At 68.5% G+C, this 17,215-nt stretch carries 12 protein-coding genes; 5 read left to right on the top strand and 7 right to left on the bottom strand.

Features of this window, described 5'->3' with window-relative positions; all coding sequences use genetic code 11:
- Nucleotides 1-618 precede the first annotated feature (618 nt).
- Nucleotides 619-3,216 (bottom strand): ATP-dependent chaperone ClpB, encoded by a 2,598-nt coding sequence (clpB, locus tag ROTAS13_RS07585; protein WP_075821973.1) that lies wholly within the window; start codon nucleotides 3,214-3,216, stop codon nucleotides 619-621.
- 117 nt (nucleotides 3,217-3,333) lie between these two features.
- On the opposite strand from clpB, the gene ROTAS13_RS07580 reads away from it, so the two are divergent.
- The 3 genes from ROTAS13_RS07580 (at nucleotide 3,334) to ROTAS13_RS07570 (ending at nucleotide 7,999) form a co-directional block, all read left to right on the top strand.
- A complete protein-coding gene (locus tag ROTAS13_RS07580) occupies nucleotides 3,334-4,101 on the top strand; it encodes an MOSC domain-containing protein (RefSeq protein ID WP_075821972.1) in 768 nt (255 codons plus the stop codon).
- 398 nt (nucleotides 4,102-4,499) lie between these two features.
- Complete coding sequence (locus tag ROTAS13_RS07575) at nucleotides 4,500-5,552, top strand: glycosyltransferase family 4 protein (protein ID WP_019462980.1); 1,053 nt, start codon at nucleotides 4,500-4,502, stop codon at nucleotides 5,550-5,552.
- A gap of 248 nt (nucleotides 5,553-5,800) precedes the next feature.
- On the top strand, nucleotides 5,801-7,999 hold the full coding sequence (locus ROTAS13_RS07570) for an amylo-alpha-1,6-glucosidase (RefSeq protein ID WP_075821971.1): 2,199 nt from the start codon (nucleotides 5,801-5,803) through the stop codon (nucleotides 7,997-7,999).
- Nucleotides 8,000-8,133: 134 nt separating this feature from the next.
- Here ROTAS13_RS07570 and ROTAS13_RS28560 read toward each other — a convergent pair whose 3' ends face one another.
- From ROTAS13_RS28560 to hisS, 4 genes are all read right to left on the bottom strand, one after another.
- Nucleotides 8,134-8,646, bottom strand: coding sequence for a DUF4167 domain-containing protein (locus ROTAS13_RS28560; protein ID WP_058390288.1), 513 nt, complete (start codon nucleotides 8,644-8,646; stop codon nucleotides 8,134-8,136).
- A gap of 333 nt (nucleotides 8,647-8,979) precedes the next feature.
- Nucleotides 8,980-9,849, bottom strand: a complete 870-nt coding sequence (gene prmC, locus ROTAS13_RS07560; RefSeq protein ID WP_075821970.1) for a peptide chain release factor N(5)-glutamine methyltransferase — start codon at nucleotides 9,847-9,849, stop codon at nucleotides 8,980-8,982.
- A 10-nt stretch (nucleotides 9,850-9,859) separates the two neighbouring features.
- Nucleotides 9,860-10,915 carry a peptide chain release factor 1 gene (gene prfA / locus ROTAS13_RS07555; protein WP_019462975.1) on the bottom strand — a complete coding sequence of 352 codons (1,056 nt, stop codon included), beginning with the start codon at nucleotides 10,913-10,915 and terminating at the stop codon, nucleotides 9,860-9,862.
- 2 nt (nucleotides 10,916-10,917) lie between these two features.
- Entirely contained in the window at nucleotides 10,918-12,174 is a 1,257-nt protein-coding gene (gene hisS / locus ROTAS13_RS07550) for a histidine--tRNA ligase (protein ID WP_019462974.1), read from the bottom strand.
- 452 nt (nucleotides 12,175-12,626) lie between these two features.
- On the opposite strand from hisS, the gene ROTAS13_RS07545 reads away from it, so the two are divergent.
- Together ROTAS13_RS07545 and ROTAS13_RS07540 are read left to right on the top strand one after the other, a co-directional pair.
- Nucleotides 12,627-14,660 carry an EAL domain-containing protein gene (locus ROTAS13_RS07545; RefSeq protein WP_051544374.1) on the top strand — a complete coding sequence of 678 codons (2,034 nt, stop codon included), beginning with the start codon at nucleotides 12,627-12,629 and terminating at the stop codon, nucleotides 14,658-14,660.
- A gap of 122 nt (nucleotides 14,661-14,782) precedes the next feature.
- Nucleotides 14,783-15,502 (top strand): 2-phosphosulfolactate phosphatase, encoded by a 720-nt coding sequence (locus tag ROTAS13_RS07540; protein ID WP_075821969.1) that lies wholly within the window; start codon nucleotides 14,783-14,785, stop codon nucleotides 15,500-15,502.
- A 20-nt stretch (nucleotides 15,503-15,522) separates the two neighbouring features.
- On the opposite strand, the gene ispG is transcribed toward ROTAS13_RS07540, so the two are convergent.
- Nucleotides 15,523-16,677, bottom strand: coding sequence for a flavodoxin-dependent (E)-4-hydroxy-3-methylbut-2-enyl-diphosphate synthase (gene ispG, locus ROTAS13_RS07535; protein WP_075821968.1), 1,155 nt, complete (start codon nucleotides 16,675-16,677; stop codon nucleotides 15,523-15,525).
- A gap of 201 nt (nucleotides 16,678-16,878) precedes the next feature.
- Nucleotides 16,879-17,215: DUF4115 domain-containing protein (locus tag ROTAS13_RS07530; protein WP_139323284.1), on the bottom strand; the 337-nt coding region annotated here is incomplete at its 5' end.

Below are 17,215 nucleotides of genomic sequence, written 5' to 3'. Positions count from 1 at the left end.
TCTTTGGCACACGAGAACCGAACCCTTCCTCGGCCCCCGCTCACTCTCTCACATCACCCAGATGTCGCCCTGTCCCCAGGTCCACCAGCAGCCAACCCGCCGCAAACCAACACTCCCCGCTCCGCCAGGACGCCAGCCACGCATCCCTCCCCAGCACCTCAGCACCCAGGCACAACAGCCCAGACGCCTCCGCCCCAGTTCAAGCACGCACCAGCCCCCAGCCTCTCAAGGCCCGCCAGTCCACCGCCAGATCAGCCACGGTCCCACTCAAGTCGTCCAGCACACTCGTGCCAAATCACTCAAGCAAAACATCCAGGCTTCCTACAGTAAAACCCCTATTCACACCTTCAAGGAACAATTCCCGCCTCAGAGCGCCGTCAATCCACCCAGATCGCCCTCCCTCCCGGAAAAGCCATCCAGCACAAATCAACAACACCCCTCAGGGGATCACAGCCCAGCGCCCCGTCAGCCCCTCAGGACCAACCGCGCCGTCCGTGGGCCGCCTTATATGGGGGGCAGCAAAACTGGTAAACCCCCCTCAGGCGATTTTTTCATCCCATCGTCACACGGCGCCTCGGCGCCGGTCGCCCGGGGAGAAAATCTCCCCGGGCAGCCCCGTCATGCCGCGGAACGCTGCGCCTCGGCCGCGGGCCGGTCGGTGATCTCCAGCCCATCCGGGCCGGCCGTGACCTCGACCCGGCTGCCATCCAGCACCGTGCCCTCCAGCAACATGCCGGCCAGCCGGTCCTGCAGGTTCCGCTGGATGACCCGTCGCAGCGGCCGCGCCCCATAGACCGGGTCGTAGCCCGCCTCGGCCAGCCATTCCCGCGCCTTCTCGTCCAGCTCCAGCGTGATCTTGCGATCCGCCAGCAGGCTCCGCAGCCGGCGGAGCTGAATATCGACGATCGAGGCCATGTCCTTCCGCGCCAAGCGGCGGAACAGCACGATCTCGTCCAGCCGGTTCAGGAATTCCGGCCGGAACCGGCTCCGCACCACGTTCATCACCTGCCCGCGCACCAGGTCCACGTCCTCGTCGTCCGGCTGGGCGGCCAGGATCTCGGAACCCAGGTTGCTGGTCAGCACGATCAGCGTGTTGCGGAAATCGACCGTCCGCCCCTGCCCGTCCGTCAGCCGTCCGTCATCGAGCACCTGCAGCAGGATGTTGAAGACGTCGTCATGCGCCTTCTCCACCTCGTCGAACAGGATGACCTGATAGGGACGTCGCCGCACCGCCTCGGTGAGCGCGCCGCCTTCCTCATAGCCGACATAGCCCGGAGGGGCGCCGATCAGCCGGGCGACCGCGTGCTTCTCCATGTATTCCGACATGTCGATGCGCAGCAGTGCCTTGTCGTCGTCGAACAGGAAGCTCGCCAGCGCCTTGGTCAGCTCGGTCTTGCCCACACCGGTCGGGCCCAGGAACAGGAAGCTGCCGATCGGCCGGTTCGGGTCCTGCAGCCCGGCGCGGGCACGCCGCACCGCCTTGGACACCGCCTCCAGCGCCTCCTCCTGGCCGACCACCCGCTTGCGCAGCGCGTCCTCCATGCGGAGCAGCTTGGCCCGCTCTCCCTCCAGCATCCGGTCCACCGGAATACCGGTCCAGCGGCTCACCACCTGGGCGATGCTTTCCTCGGTCACGGCCTCGTTCACCAGCTGGCCGCCATCGCCCGCCTGGGCGATCTGCGCCTCCAGCTTGGGGATCACGCCGTACATCAGCTCGCCGGCCCGGCCATAGTCGCCCTTGCGTTGCGCCAGCTCCACCTCGGTCCGGGCGCGGTCCAGCTCCTCCTTGGCCTTCTGGGCGCTGTTGAGCTTGTCCTTTTCCTCCTGCCAGCGCTGGGTCAGCGTGTTGGAACGCTCCTCCAGATCGGCGATCTCGCGCTCCAGCCGATCCAGCCGGTCGCGGGAGGCCGTGTCGGTCTCACGCCGCAGCGCCTCGCGCTCGATACGGAGCTGCATCAGCCGGCGGTCGAGTTCGTCCAGCTCCTCCGGCTTGCTGTCCACCTGCATCCGCAAACGGGAGGCCGCCTCGTCCACCAGGTCGATCGCCTTGTCCGGCAGGAAGCGGTCGGTGATGTAGCGGTTCGAGAGCGTCGCCGCCGCCACCAGGGCCGAGTCCGCAATGCGGACGCCGTGGTGCAGCTCGTACTTCTCCCGGATGCCGCGCAGGATGGAGATCGTGTCCTCCACGCTCGGCTCGCCCACGAAGACCGGCTGGAAGCGGCGGGCCAGGGCCGCGTCCTTTTCCACGTACTTCCGGTACTCATCCAGCGTGGTCGCGCCGATGCAGTGCAGCTCGCCGCGCGCCAGGGCAGGCTTCAGCAGGTTGGCCGCGTCCATCGCGCCATCCGCCTTGCCCGCGCCCATCAGCGTGTGCATCTCGTCGATGAAGAGGATGACCTCGCCCGCCGCGGCCTCGATCTCCGAGAGCACGGCCTTCAGCCGCTCCTCGAACTCGCCGCGATACTTGGCACCGGCCACCAGCGAACCCAGGTCGAGCGCCAGCACCTGCTTGTTCTTCAGCGCCTCCGGCACGTCGCCGTTGACGATGCGCAGCGCCAGTCCCTCGACGATCGCCGTCTTGCCGACGCCCGGCTCGCCGATCAGCACCGGATTGTTCTTTGTCCGCCGCGCCAGCACCTGGATCGAGCGGCGGATCTCCTCGTCGCGCCCGATCACCGGGTCGAGCTTGCCTTCCCGCGCGGCGGCGGTCAGGTCGCGCGCGTACTTTTTCAGCGCGTCGAAATTCTGCTCGGCGCTCGGGCTGTCCACGGTGCGGCCCTTGCGGACCTGCGTCACCGCGGCCTCCAGCGCCTTGACCGTCACGCCTGCCTGCTTCAGCGCCCGCCCGGCGGCGGTGTCGCTGCCGGCCAGGGCGACCAGCAGCCGGTCCTGCGCCACATAGGCGTCGCCCGCCTTGGTTGCCTGCTGCTGCGCGGCGTCCAGCACCCGCATCAGCTCCGGCGTCACCTGCGGCTGGCCGGCGCCGCTGCCCTTCACCACGGGCAGACGCGCCACCTCGGCATCCACCTCCCGCTTGGCGGCAACGGGATCGGCGCCGGCGGCACGGATCAGCCCGGCAGCCGCGCCTTCCTCGTCGTCTAGCAGTGCCTTGAGCAGGTGCTGCGGGGTGATCTGCTGGTGGAATTCCCGGATCGCGATGGTCTGCGCGGCCTGCAGGAAGCCGCGGGCGCGTTCGGTAAGCTTCTCGATATCCATCTGTTATGGCCCCTCCTTTGAGGCGACCGGCACCTCCATCCCTATCAGGCAATGGGGGCGCCGCTGCTGCCTCCGATGTGGTAACGCTCGAAGAGGGAGTTCAAGAGGTTAGCCGTCATGCGCATCGAACATCTCTATCGCTACCCGGTCAAAGGGCTGAGCGCCGAGAGCCTGGAGGAGATCATGCTCGCGGAGGGCGAGGTCATCCCGCATGATCGCCGCTTCGCCCTGGCGCAGGGGGACGCGCCCTTCGACGAATCGGCGCCGCGCTTCCTGCCCAAGCAGAACTTCGCCTGCCTGATGGCCAATGCCCGGGTGGCCCTGCTGCACAGCGCCTTCGATTCCCGCTCCGGCCTCCTCGTGATCCGTGGTCCTCAGGGCGGGGCGGCAGGCGAGGGCCGACTCGCCGCCTCGACGCACAGCGCGGAAGGCCGCGCCGCCATTGCCGATTTCATCACCCGGTTCCTGGGCACGGAGGCGCGCGGCCAGCTCCGGTTCGTCGAGGCGCCGGGCCACGCCTTCACCGACCAGAAGCGCAAGGGCATCTCCCTGATCAACCTCGCCAGCCTGCGGGCGCTGGAACAGGCAATCGGCCGGCAGCTCGACCCGCTGCGTTTCCGCGCCAACATCTATTTCTCCGGCCTGCCCGCCTGGGCCGAGTTCGGCTGGCTGGGGCAGGAGGTCCTGCTCGGCGGCGCGCGGCTGGAGATCTTCAAGCGCACGGTGCGCTGCCCGGCGACCCAGGTGGACCTGGAGACCGGCGAGCGGGACTGCGACGTGCCGCGCCTGCTGCGGGAACATTTCGGCCATGCGGATCTGGGCGTGCATGCCGCCGTGCTGGAAGGTGGCCGGGTGGCCGTGGGCGATTCCCTGGAGCCGGTCTGAACCGCCCTCCCCTCGCCGCGCCGCGAACCCATGGGGATCAAGGGGATGGGCCACGGTGCCGGTTCCGGTCGGCTGCCCCGTCCCGGGACCTAGCCTCGCCTGGCGGGAAGACCGGCCTCCCGTGGCGCCCGGCCGGCGCGCCCCGGAACCGATCCGCTTCCCGATCCGTTCCCGGGCCGCCACGAAAACGCCGCAATGCGGCCCTGATGGCGTCCAGAGACGAGGTGCAACTGCGTCTTGTTGCACGGCACCATCGTGCAGGACGAAACCCGGCGGACGGTTCTTCGCTTATGCGAAATGACCGCCCGGAGTCTGAGGCCAGCCCGGCCCGTGGCGGCTTCCGAACCTCGCCAGCGGCCCTGTCCTGTACCGGTCCGTAACGAGGAGAGACTTCGAGAATGCGTATCGCCCAGGTGGCCCCGCTGGCCGAGGCCGTGCCCCCCAAGCTGTACGGGGGAACCGAGCGTATCGTCTCCTACCTGACGGAAGAACTGGTCGCGATGGGGCACGAGGTGACCCTCTTCGCCTCCGGCGACAGCATCACCAGCGCCAATCTGGAAGCGGTCGTGCCGGTGGCCCTGCGCCTGGACCCGGAGTCGCGCGACCCGGTCTCGCCGCATGTGCTGGCGGTGACGCGCGTGGTGGACATGCTCGACCAGTTCGACATCGTGCATTTCCACATCGACCATTTCCAGCTCCCCGTGATGCGGGAGCGGGACACGCCCTATGTCACCACCTTCCACGGCCGGCTCGACCTCAAGGAGCTGCAGCCGCTGATGGACGCCTACCCCCGCGCGCCCTTCATCTCGATCTCCGATTCGCAGCGCCGCCCGCTGAAGAACGTGAACTGGGCCGGCACCATCCTGCACGGCCTGCCGAAGGACCTGCTGCCGATGGGCCAGGGCGAAGGCGGCTATCTCGCCTTCCTCGGCCGCATCTCGCCGGAGAAGGGTCCGGACGCCGCGATCCGGATCGCGCGTGCCGCCGGCATCCCGCTGAAGATCGCCGCCAAGGTGGACCGCGCCGACAGGGACTATTTCGACGAGGTTATCCGTCCGATGCTGGACGGCCCGGGCGTCGAGTTCATCGGCGAGATCAACGAGCAGGAGAAGGCCGCCTTCCTCGGCAAGGCCCGCGCCCTGCTGATGCCGATCTGCTGGCCCGAGCCCTTCGGCCTGGTGATGATCGAGGCGATGTCCTGCGGCACCCCGGTGATCGCCTTCAGCCACGGCTCCGTGCCGGAGGTGATCGATCCCGGCCGTTCCGGCTTCATCGTCCATGACGAGGTGAACGCCGTGGCCGCCGTGAAGCGCCTGGGCGAACTGAGCCGCCACAAGGTCCGCGCCTGCTTCGAGGAGCGCTTCACCGCCCGGCGCATGGCGGAGGACCATCTTGCCCTCTACCACGGCATGATCGCCCAGCAGCGCCCGGCGGTGCTCCGGGCCGTCTGATACGCTTGCGGATCGGCGCATGTCCCCCTGGACAGGCGCCGGCCGCTTCCGGGAAACTCCGCCCCGCAAGCGGAAGTTGAGGCAGTCCGGTGGGGTCGGACTGCCTTTTCCGTTCCTCCACGGTGTTTCCGCGGCCTCCGGGCCGAGGAAACTCGGGCTGCGTCCCGTGCGGCGTCCCTCTGCCGGGGCGTGGCCGGGCCTGGCTCCGGAACGGCGCTTCCGCAGACAGCAACAGGGGCAGAGACAGCATGAACGACTCGCCGGCGCCATCCGTCGTCAACACGGAAGGGGAATGGGCGATCGCCGCCACCGCCGCCACGGCCCTGAGCCTCTACCGGCCCCGGACGCTCAAATGCGGCGACACCTTCCTGGTTCTGGACCACTACGGCGATGCCCAGGCGATCGGGAACACGGCGGAGGGCCTGTTCCACGACGATGCCCGCCACCTGTCGCGCATGTCGCTACGCCTGGGCGGCATCCGGCCGCTGCTGCTCTCCTCGGCGGTGAGCCAGGACAACGCGCTGCTCTCCATCAACATGACCAATCCCGACCTGCACCTGACCGACGGGACGGTGCTGAAGCGGGACACGCTACATCTGCAACGGAAGATGGTCCTGGGCCCGGGCGTGGTGCAGGAACGGCTTTATGTCGAGAATTTCGGCGACAAGCCGCTGAGCTTCGAGATCTCGCTCACCCATTCCGCTGATTTCGCCGACATCTTCGAGGTGCGCGGCATGAAGCGCGCCCGGCGGGGCGAAAGGCATGCCGTGGCGAAGACCGGAGCCGGGATACGCCTGGGCTATACCGGGCTGGACGGCGTCACCCGCCAGACCGAACTGACCTTCGAGCCCCGGCCGGCCCGCCACCAGGGCCGCGAGAGCATCTGGCTACTCGCTCTGGAGCCCGGCGAGTCCTGGCATCTCGGCGTGACCATCCGCTGCCTCCGCAGCGACCGGGCACCGGAGCCGGTGCCGGATTTCGACATGCTGCTGGACGACCTGCGTCGCTGGACCATGCGCCGGGTGGAGGAGCGTGCCATGGTCCATACCTCCAACGCCGCCTTCAACGACTGGGTCCACCGCTCCCAGGCGGACCTGGCCATGCTCACCACCAGCATGCCCCAGGGCCCCTTCCCCTATGCTGGCATCCCATGGTTCTCCTGCCCCTTCGGGCGGGACAGCCTGATCTCGGCGCTGCAATGCCTCTGGGTGGACCCCTTCCTGGCGCGCGGGACGCTGCGCTTCCTGGCGGCGCACCAGGCGGAGACGCTGGACCCGAAGCGGGACGCCGAGCCGGGCAAGATCCTGCACGAGATGCGCCGCGGCGAGATGGCAGCGCTGGGAGAGGTCCCCTTCGGCCAGTACTACGGCTCGGTCGATTCCACGCCGCTCTTCGTGGTGCTCGCCGCCGCCTATGCGGAGCGCAGCGGCGACCTCGCGACGATCCGCGAGATCTGGCCAGCCGTCGTCCGGGCCCTGGGCTGGATGAAGGCGCATGGCGGGTCGGGCGAGGACGGGCTGCTGCGCTATGACCGGCGCTCGGTGAACGGGCTGGTCAACCAGGGCTGGAAGGACAGTTTCGACAGCGTCTTCCACGCCGACGGCCGCCTCGCCGATGCGCCGATCGCGCTGATCGAGGTGCAGGCCTATGCCGAGGCCGCCTGGCGCGGAGCGGCGCAGCTGGCCGGCCTGCTGGGTGTGGAGGAGGAGGCCGCGGGGGGCTGGCTGGTGCGGGCCGGCGCCTTGCGGGAAACCGTGGACCGTCTCTTCTGGTGCGAGGAACTGGGAACCTATGCCTTGGCGCTGGACGGCGAGAACCGTCCCTGCCGCGTCCGCAACAGCAATGCGGGCCATGCCCTGCTGACCGGCCTCGCCCTGCCCGAACGGGCGGCGCAGCTCGCCGAGACCCTGCTCGACCCGCGATCCTTCTGCGGCTGGGGCATCCGCACCATCCCGGAGGGCGAGGCCCGCTACAACCCGATGTCCTATCACAACGGCAGCGTCTGGCCGCACGACAATGGGCTGATCGCCATGGGGCTGAAGCGCTACGGCATGAACGAGGCCCTGGAGCGGATCGCCAGCGGCCTCTTCGACACGGCGCTGGCCGTGGACATGAAGCGCCTGCCGGAACTCTTCTGCGGCTTCCCGCGCATCGATGCCGAGGGGCCGACCGCCTATCCCGTCGCCTGCCTGCCGCAGGCCTGGGCCGCCGCCAGCGCCTTCGCGGTGATCGGCGCCATGCTGGGGATCTCCTTCCGGCCGGAGATGCGGGTGATCCGCTTCGTGCACCCGGTCCTGCCGCCCTGGCTGGAGGAGCTGCGCATCGACAACCTGACGCTGAATGACGCCAGCGTCGATGTCCGGCTGCGCCGCCACGGGACCGACGGCAGCGTGTCGCTGAACGTCCTGGGCCGGCGCGGCCATGTCGAGGTGGCGGTCATCACCTGAGGCGCGCGGCCTCGTAGCCCGGCCTGCCCGTAGGGGCGGGCCGGATCGGAGTGACGGGCAGCCGGGGCGCCCAGTCCGGACGGACCGGGCCGTTACCGGGCAGGCATTACAGGACCGGCGTCACCGCGCGGCCGTCACTGGATGGGGTGGCGCGGCTCGTCCGAGGCGTCGTCGCTGTCGGAATGGCCGTTGAGGCCCTGTTCCTCGCCCTCGCCCGGCTCGCCGCCGTGGCCCTGGTCGTCGGGCCCGGCATTGTTCTGCCAGCGGCGCCGGTCGCCATTGCGCTCACCGTTCTGGCGTTCCGCGTTCTGGCGGTCGCCACCCTGGCGCTCGCCCGGCTGGTTCTGCTGCTGCGCCTGGGTCATGGCGTTCAGGATGCGGAAGTAGTGCTCGGCGTGCTGGAAATAGCTCTCCGCCATCACGCGGTCGCCGGAGCCGGTCGCGTCGCGGCCGAGCTGGAGATACTTCTCGAAAAGCTGCTGTGCGGTGCCCCGCATTCGCATATCCGGTCCGGAAGAGTCGAACACGTGGTTCCGGTTCATCGGCTGCTGGCCGCTTTGGCGGAAACCGCCGCCGCCGCCTCCGCCCTGTTGGCCGCCGCCGCCATGACGGTGGCCGCCACGGCCGCGCATGCGCTTCATATTCATGGGTGTCGTGTTCGCACTCTCATGCTGCAGCCGGCCGGGGGCATCTTCGTGCTCCGCCGGCTGGACTAGCGATGGTGGTTCTCTTCCCACGCGGCACGCCGGCTGGTGGATTTGCCACCTGAAGCGCCGAACGTGACAACCTGCTTACGCCTCTTGAGGTCCGCAGGGTCCGCCAGGGCAACCTAGCGGCGCCATTCGGCCGCGCCAACCCTTTTTTCAGGGCCATGGCGGGCGACCGGCACCCGGCATGGCAAAGGTGCCATGCGCCGCGCGGGAAACGATGCCAGTTGCCGCATAGATAGGCAGGCCCGCCCGCGTTTTCCAGGGCCGTGGTCAAGGGGCCACGATCAGGGCACGGGCGATACCGCCCAGGTCCTGCCTCGCCCCCGGCACCCGCAGCCCCGCATCGCGCATCAGCGCCGCGACCGCCGGTTCCTGCCCCTGCCCGAGTTCGAGCACGGCCCGGCCTTCCGGCGCCAGCAGCCGCAGCAGGCAGCCTGCCAGGGCACGATAGGCCACCAGCCCGTCGGGCCCGCCATCCAGGGCGGAAAGGGGCTCGTGCCGCGCCACCTCGGGCATCAGCCCGGCGATGGCCGCGCTTTCGATGTAGGGCGGGTTGGACAGGATCAGGTCGAAGCGCCCCGCCAGCGCCTCCGCCCAGGAGCCGGCCAGGAAGGCGCATCGATCCCCGAGCGCGTTGCGGCGGGCGTTCCGCGCCGCCAGCGCCGCCGCCCCCGGCACCAGGTCCACCCCCACCCCGAAGGCCGCCGGGAATTCCGCCAGCGCCGCCAGCAGGATCGCCCCGGTGCCGGTGCCAAAATCGAGGATGCGCCCCACCGCCGCCCGCTGCGGAAACAGCTCCAGCGCCGCCTCGACCAGGGTTTCGGTATCAGCGCGGGGGATCAGGGTGTCCGGCGAGGTCGCGAGGTCCAGCGTCCAGAAGCCCTGGCTGCCGGTGAGATAGGCCATCGGCGCCCCGTCGAGGCGCCGCCGGAGCATTTCCGCGAAAGGCGCGGCGGCCGCCTCCGGCACCGGGGCGCGCGGGTCGCGCAGCAGGGCCTCCTGCGTCACTCCCATGGCACGGGCCAGCAGCATCCGCGCCTCCATCCGCGGCTGCGGGATGGCGGCGGCGCGCAGATGCTGCCCCGCCCGGCACAGGAAGGCACCGACCGAGCCCTTCGGATCGGCGCAGGAGTCGCTCATTCCTCCGCCCTCATTCCCCCTGCGCCGCCAGGCGGGCCGCCTGGTCCTCGGCGGTCAGGGCATCGATCAGCTCGTCGAGCTCGCCCAGCATCACCCGGTCGATCTTGTGCAGGGTCAGGCCGATGCGGTGGTCCGTCACCCGCCCCTGGGGGAAGTTGTAGGTGCGGATGCGCTCGCTGCGGTCGCCGGTGCCGACCTGGGCGCGCCGGGCATCGGTGCGCGTGGCGTCGAGGCTGGTGCGCTGCGCGTCGTAGAGCCGCGCGCGCAGCACCTTCATCGCCTTCGCGCGGTTCTTGTGCTGGGAGCGCTCCTCCTGCATCGCCACCACGACGCCGGTGGGCAGGTGGGTGATGCGGACGGCGCTGTCCGTCTTGTTCACGTGCTGCCCGCCGGCGCCCGAGGCGCGATAGGTGTCGATCCGCAGGTCCTTCTCGTCGATCTGCACATCCACCTCCTCGGCCTCCGGCAGCACCGCCACCGTCACCGTGGAGGTGTGGATACGGCCCTGGGTCTCCGTGGCCGGCACGCGCTGCACGCGGTGGACACCGGATTCGAACTTCAGCCGGGCGAAGACCCCCTGCCCCGCGATCTCGGCACTGGCCCCCTTCACCCCGCCCAGCTCGTTCTCGTCGTAGTCCAGCACCTCGAAGCGCCAGCGGCGCGACTCGGCATAGCGCTGGTAGGCGCGAAACAGCTCGGCGGCGAAGAGCCCGGCCTCGTCGCCCCCGGCGGCGGGGCGGATCTCCAGGATGGCGCTGCGCTCGTCGGCCGCGTCCTTCGGCAGCAGCATGAGGCGGATCTCATGCTCCAGCGCCGGCACGGCCTCCTTCTGCGCCTGGTACTCCGCCTCGGCCAGCTCGCGCATCTCGGGGTCGGCCAGCAGCGCCTCGGCCTCGTCCCGGGCCCGTTCGGCATTGCGCAGGGCGGTGACCTTCTCGACCAGCGGGTCGAGTTCCGAAAGCTCCCTGGTCAGCGCGCCGATCTGCCCGCCATCGGCGGTGTTCAGCGTGTGGCGGATCTCCTCGGCGCGGAACAGGAGCCGATCCAGCTTCTCCGGAAGCGCCACGGTCAGCCCTCGCCCGCCTCCAGCAGCGCGGCGGCCAGCGCATCCAGCGGCACCTCCCGCTGCGTGCCGGCATCGAGGTCCTTCACCTGCGCCACGCCGCGCGCCAGCTCCTCCTCGCCGATCAGCACGGCGGCGCGCGCCTTCAGCCTGTTGGCCCGCTCCATGCGGCGCTTGGTGTTGCCCTTGTAGGCGATCTCCGCGACCAGCCCGCTCCGGCGCAGCGACTGCACCGCCGCGATCGCCGCTGCCTCGGCTGCCTCGCCCACGGGGATCACCGCCACCGGGCGCGGCGCCTCGGGGGCGCCCTCCATCAGCATGGACAGCCGCTCGATCCCCGCCGCCCAGCCGACCGAGGGGGTGTGCGGCCCGCCCATCTCCTCGACCAGCCCGTCATAGCGGCCGCCGGCCATCACCGTGCCCTGGGCCCCCAGCCGCTCCGTCACGAACTCGAAGGCGGTGTGGCTGTAGTAGTCCAGGCCCCGCACGATGTGCGGATTGACCCGGTAGGGCACGCCGAACCCGTCCAGGTAACGCCGCACCGCCTCGTAATGCGCCCGCGCCGCCTCGGTCAGGTGGTCGTGGATCGAGGGTGCGTCCGCCACCAGCGCCTTGTCGCCCGGGTCCTTGCTGTCCAGGATACGCAGGGGGTTCTTTTCCAGCCGCACCAGGCTGTCGGCGGAAAGGCTCCCCTTCCGCTCGGTGAAATAGGCCACCAGCGCCGCCCGGTGCGCCTCGCGGGAGGGCGCATCGCCCAGCGTGTTGATCTCCAGCACCGTGCCCTCGGCGATGCCCAGCTCCTGCTGGATGTGCCAGCCGCAGGCAATGGCCTCGGCATCCGAGAGCGGCTCCGCCGCGCCCAGGATCTCCAGGCCGATCTGGTGGAACTGCCGGTAGCGGCCCTTCTGCGGCCGCTCGTAGCGGAACATCGGCCCGGCATAGAAGACCTTGCGCGGCAGGTTGCCCTGGGTCAGCCCATTGGAGACCAGCGCCCGGCACACCCCGGCCGTGCCCTCGGGCCGCAGCGTCAGGCTCTCCCCGCCCCGGTCCGGGAAGGTGTACATCTCCTTGGAGACGACATCCGAGGTCTCGCCCAGCGAGCGCGAGAAGACCCGCGTATCCTCGAAGATGGGGGTCGCCCATTCCTCGAATCCATAGAGCGCCGCGACGCGATGCGCCGTGGCGATGACATGGTGGTGCCGGGCGAAATCCTCGCCGATGAGATCGCGCGTACCGCGGGCGGGCTGAAGCTGGGAGGCCATGATCGGGCGCAGTTACCACCGCTTGCCGCTTTGGGCGAGAGAGAGCGTGAAACGGCCTGCTCTGATGTTATCCAGTGCCCCCGGAATGTCCTGAACAGAAACCGGCGATTAGGCTCGCTGGAACCGAAAATCCTCGTCGTGGAACCTCCTTGCCGGGATCGCAAATGGACGTGCGCCCTTAAAGTTAAGCAAACATTGAAAAGCAACTCGTGGTTGTGTACCGTGATGACTCCCATAGGACGGCATGCTGCCTTTGGCATGAAGCCCGCCGCGACGGCACCCCGAAGCATGCCTCGGCATAATACCGCCTCGCCCCCACGCGGACCCGACCACCGGGCAGCCGCCACAGGCATTCGTGGTCAGAACAATTCCGGTGCCACGCCGTCACCCCGAACTTTCATGGCCGGGATGAAACCCGTAACGAGTGGAACGCCGTGGCCCACGAAAATTGCATGAAGAGCGATTTGATGTTCACATCTCAGGCACGTTTCAATATCGCCTTCTCCTCGGCACTGATCGGCGGCAACATCACGCCTTATTTTCAGCCGATTGTTTCCCTGGAGGAAAACAGAACCGTTGGCTTCGAGGTTCTGGCCCGTTGGCATGACGAAAAACAAGGGAACATTCCACCTTCCGTCTTTGTTTTCCATGCCGAAAAGGCCGATATGCTGGACGAGCTGCTCGATTCACTCATGCGCCAGTCCTTTGCCGCGGCGCAGGACTGGGATGGGGATTTCTACCTCGCCTTCAATCTTTCGCCAACACAACTCCAACATCCCCATCTGCCGGAACGCATCGCCAGCCTGGCGAAGGAGTTCGGCTTCCCCCTGGAACGGCTGCATATCGAAATCACCGAAACAGCCATTCTCGAAGACGAGAAGAATTCCAGGCGCGTCCTGGAACAGATCATCGCCATGGGCTGCGCCATTTCACTGGATGATTTCGGCACCGGCTATTCGAGCCTGACTTGGTTGCGGACCCTGCCATTCTCCAAAATCAAGATCGATACGAGTTTTGTCCGGTCCATGCTGGAACAGAAGGAAAGCCGGAAGATCGTGGCAGCGGTGGTCGGCCTTGGACAAAGCCTGGACCTTTCCGTGATCGCGGAAGGCGTGGAAACCCTGGAACAGGCCGAACTGCTGCAAAAGATCGGGTGTGGCTACGCCCAGGGCTATCTGTTCAGCCGCCCTGTCCCGGCCAATGCGGTGCCGGGCCTTCTTCGGGGCCCCGCCTCTGCTGCCTTCGCCACAGATCCCGCGAACCTGACCCTGGAACAACGGGCGCACCAGATTTCCGCGCTCTATGCTTCCGATAACATGTCGATCTGTTTCCTGGGGCTGGATTACGTCATCAAGGATGCCAGCCCCGTTTTTGCGAGGAATCTCGGCAGGCCGCTCGACGATGTCATCGGACGCCAAGTCAATGACGTGATGCCGGAGGGTGTGGGCCGGATCGCCTGGCTTCACTCCTACTGGGCGCGGAATCTGCCTGCCCCGGCTTATGAAAGAAAGCTGCCCGACGGCGGAACACACCTCCTTTTCATCCACCGGGTTCCCGATGAAGTCGGCGAACTGCTTGGTTACTCGATCATTGTCATCGACATCACCGAGAACAAGAAAACCGAGGAGGCCCTGCGCAAGAGCGAAGAACATTACCGCATCGCGGCCACTCTCAGTCCGCGGCTTTCATGGCAGATGGACGCCCAGGGCCAGATCGAAGCGATCGACGAAAGCTATGCCAGGATGATGGGCCTGGTACTCGATGATGTGCGGGGAACAAAATGGACGAACATAGTCCATCCCGCTGATCGCGACCGGATCAAGGCGTCCTGGGGGCGTGCCCTCAGCAACGGGAGCGTTTACGATGAGGAACTGCGTTACCGGATGCCCGATGGCAGCTATCGCTGGTTCCGCTCCTATGTCGCCCCGCAGAAGGCGCCTGATGGCACCGTGCTGCGCTGGTATGGCCAGAAGGAGGATATCGATACCAGAAAAATATCCCTGGATGCCCTGCGCGACCAGGAAGAGCAGTTCCGCTTCATCCTGGACAACTGCCCCCATCTCTTCTGGATGACGACGCCGGACGGCCAGATGACACGCGCAAATCCGCGCATCTTCCATCTGACCGGCCAGACCTATGAGCAGACGCGCAACCATGGCTGGCTGGATATCGTCCATCCCGAGCAGCGCGCCGCAGTCCGCGCACAGTGGATGGAGTGCCTGAGAACGGGCAAGGTCTATGATGTCGATTTCCAGGCCCGGCTCTCCGATGGCAGGTGGCACTGGATGCGCGCCTGGGGCGCGCCACGATGCGATGACGCGCGCAATATCCTCGGCTGGTATGGAACCCTCAGCGAGATCACGACGCCACGCAGCCCGGGCGCTCAACTTCCTGCCGTATCGCCGCTCCGGGCCTATACGCTCCACGATGAGCAGGAAAGCCAATCGCGGGAGATCGCGGCGCTCCCCAGGACTTGGAGCAGATGATGGACATGGACATGCCGGCTGGCAGTCCGTGACAGGCCGGAAAGGGCCGGTGCCGCAGCGGGTGATGTGTGACGTCGGGCCCCGAGTCCAGTGATCTGGACATGACGTGCCGAGGGACATCCATGCCGGACACTCTCTGCGAATGGGGCATGGCCGGGCTCCTCGCCCTCCATGAGCGGACCGCGGCGCTGGTCATCGTCGATGTCCTGTCCTTCTCCACCGCCGTGGACATCGCCGTGGCGCGCGGGGCGATCGTGCATCCCTTCCCCTTCTCGGACCAGCGGGCGGCACAGCAGGAGGCGGCCCGTCTCGGCGCCACCCTGGCCCATCCCCGGAACGCGGCGGGCGGCCAGTACAGCCTCTCCCCCGCCAGCCTCGCTACCATCCCGCGCGGCACGCGGCTGCTGCTGCCCTCGCCCAACGGCTCGCGCCTTTCCGTGGCGGCGGCTGGGACGCGGCGGCGCATCCCGGTCCTGGCCGGATGCCTGCGCAATGCCAGGGCGGTGGCGGCCGCCGCGCGGCGCCTCGCCGGTACGGGCGCGGTGGGGGTGATCCCGGCCGGGGAGCTCTGGCCTGATGGCGGGCTGCGCCCGGCGATCGAGGACCTGCTCGGCGCCGGGGCGATCATCGAGCACCTGGGTGGAGAAGCTTCACCGGAGGCGGAAGTCGCGCGCGATGCCTGGCGCGCGGCGGGGCACCGGCTGGGCCGGATGATCCGCCTCTGCACCTCGGGGCAGGAGCTGGTGTCGCGCGGCTATTCCGGCGACGTGGACCTGGCGCTGGAGGAGGATGCCAGCGCCACGGCGCCCGTGCTGCGGGACGGCGCCTACCGCGCCGCCTGAGCGGAACGGCTAAGCCGACGCTACTCCGCTGCCTGGGGCGCCTCGTGGCCCTGCTCGTTGCGCTCGGCCTCGGCCTTCTTCTCGGCCAGGAGCTGCGCCGCCTTGGCCTCTACCAGCTCGACGATATGCTCGATCATGTCGCCCGCATCGACCGTGTGGTCGGTCTTGCCGGCGGCATAGACCATGTGGCGGCCATTGCCGCCGCCGGTCACGCCCAGGTCCGTCATCAGCGCCTCGCCCGGCCCGTTCACCACGCAGCCGATGATCGAGAGGCTCATCGGCACCTCGATATGGGCGAGCCGCTCCTCCAGCGTGGCCACGGTCTGGATCACGTTGAAGCCCTGCCGCGCGCAGGAGGGGCAGGAGATGATCTTCACGCCCCGGTGCCGCAGGCCGAGCGTCTTCAGCATCTCCCAGCCGACATGCACCTCCTCCTCCGGCTCGGCGGAAAGCGAGACGCGGATCGTGTCGCCGATCCCGGCCCAGAGCAGGTTGCCCATGCCGATGGAGGACTTCACCGTGCCGGCGCGCTTGCCGCCCGCCTCGGTGATGCCGACATGCAGCGGATGGTCGCAAGCCTCGGCCAGGGCGGTATAGGCCGCCACGGCCAGGAAGACGTCGGACGCCTTCACGCTGATCTTGAACTCGTCGAAGCCGTTCTGCAGCAGGTGGTCGGCATGCCACAGCGCGCTTTCCACCAGCGCCTCCGGGTTCGGCTCGCCATACTTCTCCAGCAGGTGCTTCTCCAGGCTGCCGGCATTCACGCCGATGCGAATGGAGCAGCCATGGTCCCGGGCGGCCCGGATGACCTCCTTCACCCGCTCGGCCGAGCCGATATTGCCCGGGTTGATACGCAGGCAGGCGGCGCCGTTCTGCGCCGCCTCGATGGCGCGCTTGTAGTGGAAGTGGATGTCCGCCACGACCGGCACGTTCACTTCGCGGGTGATCTCGCGCAGCGCCGCGGTCGCCTCCGGCGTCGGGCAGGAGACGCGGACGATGTCCACCCCCGCGACCTCCGCCCGGCGGATCTGGGCGATGGTCGCCTCGGCATCCTCGGTCGGTGTGTTGGTCATGGTCTGGACGGAGATCGGCGCATCCCCGCCCACCAGCACGTTGCCCACGCGGATCTGGCGGGACTTGCGGCGCAGGATCTGCTGGTAGGGACGGTAGGACATGGAAATTCCTGTACGGCCGGCAGGGATCGGATAGTCAGTTCAGACGGCCAAGATATGGCAGGAGCCAGGGCATGGGCCAAGCCTTGGCGGGGCGCGCGGAGACCGGGGCGGCCATGACCGGCGAGGGCGGCGCACGGCTTTCATCGAAATGTCACGCCTCATCCGGGCCGGTTTCCCGGCCGCAAATCCGGCCGGAGGGCGTCAGCCGCCCGCCGGGGCCGGGTTGCGGAGGCGGTCCGGGTCCAGCGGGATGTCGCGAACCACATTGGTCCGGCCCGCCAGGAAGGGACTCGTCTGCCCGTCCACGATGATCTCCAGCGCGTCGGCCTTGCCGGTGGTCAGGGTCATCCCCTCGCCCGCCGGCACGGTATAGGTCTCGCCGGGGCGGAGCAGGCGGCTCAGCAGCGGACGGCTGGCCCCCTTCGCCCGGATCTGCACCCAGGAGCCCTCGCCCGGGCCAGGCGCGGCGCGCAGCACGATGCGGCCCTGGCCATCCTGTCTCTTGATCACATCTACGCACAGCTCCACCGTAAGGCGA

Source organism: Roseomonas sp. TAS13, from assembly GCF_001950415.1.
GTDB lineage: Bacteria > Pseudomonadota > Alphaproteobacteria > Acetobacterales > Acetobacteraceae > Roseomonas > Roseomonas mucosa.
Note: the sequence above shows the minus strand (reverse complement) of the source record. Positions and strands in the feature narration are given on the sequence as shown.